General features: G+C 57.3%; 1 pseudogene. It reads left to right on the forward strand.

Annotation, left to right across the window (positions count from 1 at the left end):
* Positions 1-223, forward strand: a pseudogene (locus tag SB751_RS28770) (glycosyl transferase); the annotation flags it as partial.
* Positions 224-347 lie beyond the last annotated feature (124 nt).

Consider the following 347-nt stretch of genomic DNA (forward strand, 5'->3'; position numbering starts at 1 on the left):
TTATCAGAGGATGGTCCGCGCGGGCGTAGGTCATCGCCGGACCGCTCTTTATTGGTACCTCATCATGCTCGCAGGCATAATCATCGCCGTGTGGGCAAAAGGCCGCCCTGAACAGCAGCAATGGCTGTTGTTTGTCGCATGGTATGGCGTCCTTGCATGTATCGGGTTGGTGATCGACATGCGTTGGCGCCGGTTTCAGTCGGCCGCCGAAAACAACTCTTGAGGTTTCCTGCCGATGTTGCGAACCAAGGCATCATGGCTTTCGCTGAGCGCTTTCCTGTTTGACCTGACGGCGGTCACCACCGCGTGGTTGTTCGCCTATCTCGTCCGTTTCAACGGCAGCGTGC

The organism is Cupriavidus sp. SIMBA_020 (assembly GCF_046535395.1).
GTDB classification, from domain to species: Bacteria; Pseudomonadota; Gammaproteobacteria; order Burkholderiales; family Burkholderiaceae; genus Cupriavidus; species Cupriavidus campinensis.